This window comes from Thiomonas sp. TH-17 (assembly GCF_057473305.1).
Genome location: NZ_JBYCKI010000225.1, coordinates 1 through 5,645 on the forward strand (window position 1 = coordinate 1; position 5,645 = coordinate 5,645).

Annotated in this window: 12 protein-coding genes; all 12 read left to right on the forward strand. The window is 59.6% G+C overall.

The features are described 5' to 3' along the window. A partial coding sequence (locus tag AC2VLV_RS13345) for an EF-Tu C-terminal domain-related protein (RefSeq protein WP_078453405.1) occupies positions 1-96 on the forward strand: 96 nt, incomplete at its 5' end. A 68-nt stretch (positions 97-164) separates the two neighbouring features. Continuing rightward, a complete protein-coding gene (rpsJ, locus tag AC2VLV_RS13350; protein WP_055449832.1) occupies positions 165-476 on the forward strand; it encodes a 30S ribosomal protein S10 in 312 nt (103 codons plus the stop codon). Between the two features lie 161 nt (positions 477-637). Continuing rightward, a complete protein-coding gene (gene rplC, locus AC2VLV_RS13355; RefSeq protein ID WP_486990447.1) occupies positions 638-1,300 on the forward strand; it encodes a 50S ribosomal protein L3 in 663 nt (220 codons plus the stop codon). Beyond that, positions 1,300-1,920, forward strand: a complete 621-nt coding sequence (gene rplD / locus AC2VLV_RS13360; RefSeq protein ID WP_486990448.1) for a 50S ribosomal protein L4 — start codon at positions 1,300-1,302, stop codon at positions 1,918-1,920. Before rplC ends, rplD begins: the two co-directional genes overlap by 1 nt. Further along, the gene (gene rplW / locus AC2VLV_RS13365) at positions 1,917-2,231 is read left to right on the forward strand and encodes a 50S ribosomal protein L23 (RefSeq protein WP_486990449.1); all 315 of its coding nucleotides are present in this window, start codon (positions 1,917-1,919) and stop codon (positions 2,229-2,231) included. The genes rplD and rplW overlap by 4 nt, the downstream gene beginning before the upstream one ends. Continuing rightward, on the forward strand, positions 2,232-3,056 hold the full coding sequence (gene rplB, locus AC2VLV_RS13370) for a 50S ribosomal protein L2 (RefSeq protein WP_013107276.1): 825 nt from the start codon (positions 2,232-2,234) through the stop codon (positions 3,054-3,056). Between the two features lie 10 nt (positions 3,057-3,066). Continuing rightward, positions 3,067-3,342: a 30S ribosomal protein S19 gene (rpsS, locus tag AC2VLV_RS13375; protein WP_079417344.1), complete on the forward strand. Its 276-nt coding sequence runs from the start codon at positions 3,067-3,069 to the stop codon at positions 3,340-3,342. A gap of 9 nt (positions 3,343-3,351) precedes the next feature. After that, a complete protein-coding gene (gene rplV / locus AC2VLV_RS13380) occupies positions 3,352-3,681 on the forward strand; it encodes a 50S ribosomal protein L22 (RefSeq protein ID WP_013107274.1) in 330 nt (109 codons plus the stop codon). Between the two features lie 9 nt (positions 3,682-3,690). After that, complete coding sequence (rpsC, locus tag AC2VLV_RS13385; RefSeq protein WP_486990450.1) at positions 3,691-4,515, forward strand: 30S ribosomal protein S3; 825 nt, start codon at positions 3,691-3,693, stop codon at positions 4,513-4,515. A gap of 24 nt (positions 4,516-4,539) precedes the next feature. Further along, positions 4,540-4,956: a 50S ribosomal protein L16 gene (rplP, locus tag AC2VLV_RS13390; RefSeq protein WP_013107272.1), complete on the forward strand. Its 417-nt coding sequence runs from the start codon at positions 4,540-4,542 to the stop codon at positions 4,954-4,956. A 10-nt stretch (positions 4,957-4,966) separates the two neighbouring features. Beyond that, positions 4,967-5,173 (forward strand): 50S ribosomal protein L29, encoded by a 207-nt coding sequence (gene rpmC / locus AC2VLV_RS13395; protein WP_482677996.1) that lies wholly within the window; start codon positions 4,967-4,969, stop codon positions 5,171-5,173. A gap of 3 nt (positions 5,174-5,176) precedes the next feature. After that, the gene (gene rpsQ, locus AC2VLV_RS13400; protein ID WP_013107270.1) at positions 5,177-5,443 is read left to right on the forward strand and encodes a 30S ribosomal protein S17; all 267 of its coding nucleotides are present in this window, start codon (positions 5,177-5,179) and stop codon (positions 5,441-5,443) included. Positions 5,444-5,645: the final 202 nt, after the last annotated feature.

Genomic DNA, 5,645 nt, shown 5'->3' on the forward strand with positions numbered 1-5,645 from the left:
ATCGCCCCGATCGCGATGGAAGAAGGTCTGCGCTTCGCCATCCGTGAAGGCGGTCGTACCGTCGGCGCCGGGGTTGTGGCCAAGATCATCGAGTAAATCGTTAAACGGAATCGGCTGGCGCCGCTCACTTTCGGCGTCGGCCTTCGCTCTTTGAAGAGAACATCATGCAAAACCAGAAAATCCGTATTCGCCTGAAGGCGTTTGATTACAAGCTGATCGACCAGTCCGCAATGGAGATCGTCGATACCGCCAAGCGCACCGGTGCCATTGTCAAAGGCCCCGTGCCGATGCCGACACGCCTGCAGCGGTTTGACATCCTGCGTTCGCCGCACGTCAACAAGACCTCCCGCGATCAGCTGGAAATCCGCACGCATTTGCGTCTGATGGACATCGTTGATCCGACGGACAAGACGGTAGACGCTCTGATGAAGCTCGATCTGCCTGCGGGCGTTGATGTGGAAATCAAACTGCAGTGAGCATCGTGCCTTGCAGATTGCAGGGCGCTTGATGTATGATTTAAGGCTTTCTTTCTGGTGATGCCTGAAAGAAACTGGGCAGTGATTGACTCAAGCCGCGTAGCTTGAGTCGCTTGAATAACTTACGGGCCTGGCCAATCGTAGCCGGGTAGGAGAAAACAATGAGCTCACATTCAATGGGCCTTGTCACGCGCAAGGTCGGAATGACGCGTGTGTTCACCGACGATGGGGCATCCATCGCCGTCACCGTGCTGGATGCGTCTGGCAACCGGGTGTCGCAGGTGCGCACGCAAGATGTGGATGGCTATAGCGCCGTCCAGGTGGCTTACGGCTCTCGCAAGCCGTCACGCCTCACCAAGGGCCAGGCGGGTCACTTGGCGAAAGCGGGGGTCGAGCCGGCCGAAATCCTCAAGGAGTTTGATCTGCCCGCTGAAAAAGCGGCCGATTACGCGCCGGGTGCGACGGTTCCCGCTTCGCTGTTTCAGGTCGGCCAGATGGTCGATGCACAGGGTGTGTCGATCGGCAAGGGCTTCGCTGGCTCGATCAAGCGCCACAATTTTTCGTCCAACCGCGCCTCTCACGGTAACTCGGTCACCACGCGCGCGCCGGGTTCCATCGGTATGGCCCAGGATCCCGGACGTGTGTTTCCTGGCAAGCGCATGGCCGGTCAGCTGGGTAATGAAACCGTGACGGTGCAGAACCTGGAAGTGGTTCGCATCGACGAAGCTCGTCAGCTCATCCTGGTCAAGGGTGCGGTGCCGGGGTCGCGTTCTGGCTTTGTGTTTCTGCGTCCCGCGGTCAAGGCTGCGGCAGGAGGTCAGTGATGCAACTCGAATTTCTGAATGCGCAGGGCCAACCTGCCGACAAGTTTGACGTCAGCCCCGAAGTGTTCGGCCGCGACTTCAACGAAGACCTGGTGCACCAGATCGTGATCGCTTATCAGGCCAATGCTCGGCTGGGTAATCGTGCCCAGAAAGACCGCGCCGTGGTCAAGCACTCGACTCGCAAGCCCTGGAAGCAAAAGGGTACGGGTCGCGCTCGTGCCGGTATGACGTCGTCCCCGCTGTGGCGTGGGGGCGGCAAGATTTTCCCGAATTCGCCGGACGAGAACTTCACGCACAAGGTCAACAAAAAGGCCTACCGCGCGGGGATGCGTTCGCTGTTTTCGCAACTGGCACGCGAAGGTCGCCTCGTGGTGGTCGACACTTTCACCGTGGATGCGCCGAAGACCAAGCTGGTTGCCGAGAAGTGCAAGGCGATGGGCTTCGAGTCGGTGATGATCATTGCTGACGGTGCGGATGAAAACCTGTTCCTCGCTGCGCGCAATCTGCCGAATGTTCTGGTGGTCGAGCCGCGCTACGCTGACCCGCTGTCCCTTATGTTCTACAAGAAGGTCGTGATGACCAAGGGCGCCGTCAGCCAACTTCAGGAGATGCTGTCATGACGCAAGCTGTTCTCAATCCGCAGCGTCTGATGCAGGTTCTCAGCACGCCGGTCATTTCGGAAAAGGCGACGATGGTCGCTGAAAAGCGGAATCAAGTGGTGTTTCGCGTCCTGCGTGATGCGACCAAGCCTGAAATCAAGGCCGCCGTCGAACTGCTGTTCAAGGTCGATGTCGAGTCGGTGCAGGTCACCAACATCAAGGGCAAGGTCAAGCGCACCGCGCGTGGCACGGGCCGTCGCAATCATGTCAAGAAAGCCTATGTCTGCCTGAAGGCAGGCCAAGAGCTGAATTTCGCGCAGGAGGGTATTTAAATGCCCGTCGTCAAAGTCAAACCGACCTCGGCTGGCCGCCGCGCCGTCGTCAAGGTCTCGCACCCGCATCTGTACAAGGGCGAGCCCGAGCGTTCGCTGCTCGAGCCCCAGTTCCAGAAGGCCGGCCGTAACAACAATGGTCACATCACCACGCGCCACCGCGGCGGTGGTCACAAGCACCATTACCGTGTGGTCGATTTCCGTCGCGACAAGGACGGCATTCCGGCCAAGGTCGAACGTATCGAATACGACCCGAACCGTACCGCGCACATTGCGCTGGTGTGTTACGCCGATGGCGAGCGCCGCTACATCATTGCGCCGCGCAACCTCGAAGTAGGCGCCACGTTGATGAGCGGCTCCGAGGCGCCGATTCGTGCGGGCAACACGCTGCCTATCCGCAATATTCCGGTGGGTTCAACCATTCATTGCATCGAGATGCAACCTGGCAAAGGCGCGCAGATCGCGCGTTCCGCTGGCGCTTCTGCTGTGCTGCTGGCGCGCGAGGGTATCCACGCTCAGGTGCGCATGCGCTCTGGTGAGGTTCGCCGCATCCACATCGAATGCCGCGCCACGCTGGGCGAAGTGAGTAACGAAGAGCACAACCTGCGCCAGTACGGCAAGGCTGGTGCCAAGCGTTGGCAAGGTATTCGCCCGACGGTGCGTGGCGTGGCCATGAACCCGGTCGACCACCCGCATGGCGGTGGTGAAGGCAAGACTGGCGAAGGCCGCGTGGCGGTCAGCCCGTGGGGTACGCCGACCAAGGGTTATCGCACCCGCAACAACAAGCGCACGCAGAGCATGATCGTGTCGCGTCGTAAGAAGTAAGGGATAGCACATGGCTCGCTCACTCAAAAAAGGTCCGTTCTGCGACCAGCATCTGCTGAAGAAGGTTGAAGCTGCTGTCAGCACCAAAGACAAGCGCCCGGTGAAGACCTGGTCGCGTCGTTCCACCATCCTGCCCGAATTCATCGGCGTGACGATTGCCGTGCACAACGGCAAGCAGCATGTACCGGTGTATGTGTCCGACCAGATGGTGGGCCACAAGCTTGGCGAATTCGCGCTGACGCGGACATTCAAAGGACATCCCGCCGATAAAAAGGCGAAGAGGTAAGGCAGACACATGGAAACTCGTGCAACCCTACGCGGCGTTCGCCTCTCGGCCCAAAAAGGCCGTCTGGTGGCGGACCTGATCCGCGGTAAAAAAGTGGACTCCGCTTTGAACATCCTGGAGTTCTCGCCCAAGAAGGCATCGGGCATCATCAAGAAAGTGCTGGAGTCGGCCATCGCCAACGCCGAGCACAACGATGGCGCCGATGTGGACGAACTGAAAGTGACTCAGATCATGGTGGAAGAGGGTGCAACCCTCAAGCGCTTCAGTGCGCGCGCCAAGGGTCGCGGCAATCGCATCAGCAAGCCCACCTGCCATATCTACATTCAAGTCGGGAACTGAGGACGTCATATGGGACAGAAAATTCATCCGACCGGTTTCCGTCTGGCCGTCACCCGCGGCTGGGCTTCTCGCTGGTATGCGCCGAGCACCCAGTACGCCAAGATGCTCAGCGAAGACATCATGGTGCGCGAGTACCTGGCGAAGCGTTTGAAAAATGCTTCGGTGTCGCGCGTGCTCATCGAGCGCCCGGCCAAAAACGCCCGCATCACCATTTACAGCGCCCGCCCAGGTGTGGTGATTGGTAAAAAAGGCGAAGACATTGAAAACCTGAAGGCCGAACTGGCCAAGCGCTTGGGCGTGCCGGTCGCTGTGGACATTGAAGAGGTGCGCAAGCCCGAGATCGATGCCCAGCTGATCGCCGACTCCATCACCCAGCAGCTCGAAAAGCGCATTCAGTTCCGCCGTGCCATGAAGCGTGCCATGCAGAACGCCATGCGTATGGGCGCTCAGGGCATCAAGATCATGTCTTCTGGCCGACTGAATGGCATCGAAATTGCTCGGCGTGAGTGGTACCGTGAAGGCCGCGTGCCTCTGCAGACCCTGCGTGCGAATATCGACTACGCGACCTCTGAAGCCAAGACGACCTACGGCGTCATCGGCGTGAAGGTTTGGGTTTACAAGGGCGATACGCCGGCCAAGGGCGCTATCGTTCCGGCCAAGGCCGAGCCCGCGGCCCCTGAGGAAGATCGTCGCAATCGCCGCCCCGGTGCAGCCCGTCCGTCTGGCGCTCGTCGTGCCGCACCGGCTGCCGATGGCGAAAAATCCGTTGCTGTCAAGCGCGTGCGCAAACCGGCCCAGTCGGGTGGCGCATCCGGCGGTGCAACTGGCGCCTAACGACAGCGCTTAAGGAGAAATTTCATGCTACAACCCGCACGTCGCAAATACCGCAAAGAGCAAAAAGGCCGCAACACGGGCCTGGCTACACGCGGCGCCACGGTGGCCTTTGGTGAGTTCGGCCTGAAGGCGACCACCCGCGGCCGCATCACCGCTCGCCAGATCGAATCGGCTCGCCGCGCGATTTCACGTCACGTCAAGCGTGGCGGCCGGATCTGGATCCGTGTGTTCCCGGACAAACCGATTTCCATCAAGCCCGCCGAGGTGCGGATGGGTAACGGCAAGGGTAACCCTGAGTACTACGTTTCGGAAGTCCAGCCCGGTCGCGTGCTGTACGAAATCGAAGGGGTGCCCGAGGCTATCGCGCGCGAAGCGTTTGAGCTGGCTGCCGCCAAGCTGCCGTTCCGCACCATTTTTGTCACGCGCCAGATCGGCGCCTAAGGAGAGCGATTTGAAAACTTCCGCTCAACTCACCGAACTGCGCGCCAAGGATATTCCGGCGCTGCAGACCGAACTCGACAGTCTGCTCAAGGCTCACTTTAATCTGCGTATGCAGAAGGGCACGCAGCAATTGCAGAACACGAGTCAACTGGGCAACACCAAGCGTGCCATCGCGCGGGTTCGTACCCTGATTCAAGAAAAAAAGGCCAAGGGTTAAGCCATGACTGAACAAAAGAAAGTCCAGCGCACGCTGGTCGGCCGCGTGGTCAGCGACAAGCGGCAAAAGACGGTGACCGTGCTGGTGGAGCGCCGTATTCAGCACCCGATCTATGGCAAGTTGATTGCGCGCTCTAAGAAGTACAGCGCGCATGACGAGTCGGGCCAGTACCACCTGAACGATGTGGTTGAGATCGCGGAATCGCGTCCGATCTCCAAAACCAAGGCCTGGGTGGTCAGCCGCCTGATCACCAAAGGTCAGGTGATCTGATCGCAATCCTCGTCTGTTGATTTGCGTTTTCCGCCCATTTTTTGCGTTTGTTGCGCAGAGGGTGGCGGCAAAATAGATCAGGGCCCGTCGCCCGCTTGTTCCGCCAGATGCGGAGCAGCGGGCGACGGGCTTTTTGCGCTGTTCTTTTTCGGCTCGTCTCGTGCCGTCAGAATTGCTTGCACGTCTTGCTTCTGCATACCGG